This is a genomic window from Succinivibrio sp. (genome assembly GCF_045124615.1).
GTDB lineage: Bacteria > Pseudomonadota > Gammaproteobacteria > Enterobacterales > Succinivibrionaceae > Succinivibrio > Succinivibrio faecicola.
Genome location: NZ_JBGVMC010000146.1, coordinates 1 through 1,614 on the forward strand (window position 1 = coordinate 1; position 1,614 = coordinate 1,614).

The 1,614-nt window shown below is 34.7% G+C and carries 3 protein-coding genes; all 3 read left to right on the forward strand.

Annotated features, from left to right (window positions below; genetic code table 11):
• The coding region (locus tag ACJML3_RS03890; protein ID WP_406020797.1) for a lysozyme at window positions 1-402 on the forward strand (402 nt) is incomplete at its 5' end.
• Window positions 403-742: 340 nt separating this feature from the next.
• The gene (locus ACJML3_RS03895) at window positions 743-1,258 is read left to right on the forward strand and encodes a hypothetical protein (RefSeq protein ID WP_405314962.1); all 516 of its coding nucleotides are present in this window, start codon (window positions 743-745) and stop codon (window positions 1,256-1,258) included.
• A 36-nt stretch (window positions 1,259-1,294) separates the two neighbouring features.
• Window positions 1,295-1,614 (forward strand): DNA adenine methylase (locus ACJML3_RS03900; protein ID WP_406020799.1); only part of this gene is annotated, 320 nt, incomplete at its 3' end.

The following is a 1,614-nucleotide window of genomic DNA, read 5'->3' on the forward strand; positions in this document are numbered from 1 at the left end:
TCTTATCTATGTCCTGCAAATAAGCTCACAGTTGGATATGGTCACTGCGGTGAAGATGTAAAACAAGGCATGGTTATCACAGAGGGCGAGGCTGAAAATTTACTAAAGCAAGATCTCAAAAAATTTGAAAGTAAATTAAATTACTCAATAGAACACGATCACTTAACACTGAATCAGAATCAATTTGATGCGTGTATCAGTTTTATTTTTAATCTAGGTTTTTCAGCTTTTATCTTTTCCACTTTATACAAAAAACTTAAAGCTGGTGACTATGCAGGAGCCGCTGACGAGTTCCCTAGATGGGTATATATTACAAAAACCGTTGACGGAGAGAAAGTCAAAATCAGACAAAAAGGCCTTGAAACACGCAGGAAAGCAGAAAGAGAGCTTTTTTTAAGTTGAAAATACAACGTGAATTAGAAAGATTTATTCCACAAATTAAAAGCAGCAATCATGCTTTATGTGATTTATGTCTTTGTCTGATTGACCTAAATCAAGTTAAGAAAAGTATATATAGCCTTGATGAAAACCGCCTTAAACGTGCGATTGAATACGCCCAGCAAATCAAAAGATCCGATCTTGTTTCTTTATTGCAGCTGTTACAGGCGTTATCTATACTGAAAAACAGTTAATAATGATTTTTTACCCTGTCTTGTGACGGGGTTTTTATTTTTGTTTGTAGTAGATAATATAAACTCTTATAATCAAAAGAGATTTTGTAATTTTTTAAAAGGGTTATAAAATGTTTATATCAGACAAATTAAAAATAATTTCGGTTTTGTTTGTTTTTGTAGTAACTTTTGGTACAGGTTTTATGACTGGTCAAAAAGTATCTGGTGACTACTACAGAAACGAGATTAAACAAATCGAAATTAAATCACTTCAATTAGAAAACGAGTATTTAATAAAAAAAATTGATACGCAAAAAGAATTAAAAAACAAAGTAAATGAGGTTTTATCTTATGCAGAAAATCAAAAGCAGGATATTGATCGTGCTTACACTGTTAGTATTAACAGGTTGCAGCAGTCACACGATCCAGGTGCCAACAAAGTGCAGTTGCCCGACAATGCCGGAACTCACGCCGGAATTAAGACAGCCGGAGCAAATCAACGCTATTGCGACAACAGAAAAGATTTTAAGCGATTATCAGAACAGCTTTTAAATCAGGCTAAAGAATACGACTTATTGAAAGTTAAATATAACAGCCTCCTGCAGATCTACCAGGAGGCAGAGCAAAGAATAAATAATTTTAAATAGAAGTGATATAAATCACTTTTAAAAGCGAGGTTAAAAATGCGTTACGGTATGCCATACAAAGGCAGTAAAAATCAGATCGCACAGTGGGTTATAAGTCATATTCCTGCGTGTGAGAATTTATATGACGTTTTCGGAGGTGGCGGGGCGATCACACATTGCGCAGTAGAAAGCGGAAAGTTTGAACACGTAATTTATAACGAACTCGATCCGCTGGTACATAAAGCCTTTAACATGGCCGTGCATGGAAAATTCAAAAATGAGCGCAGATGGATCAGCCATGAGGATTTTATAAAATTAAAGGATTCCGATCCGTATGCTGCTTTTTGTTTCTCTTTTGGAAATAATCTAAAAGAATA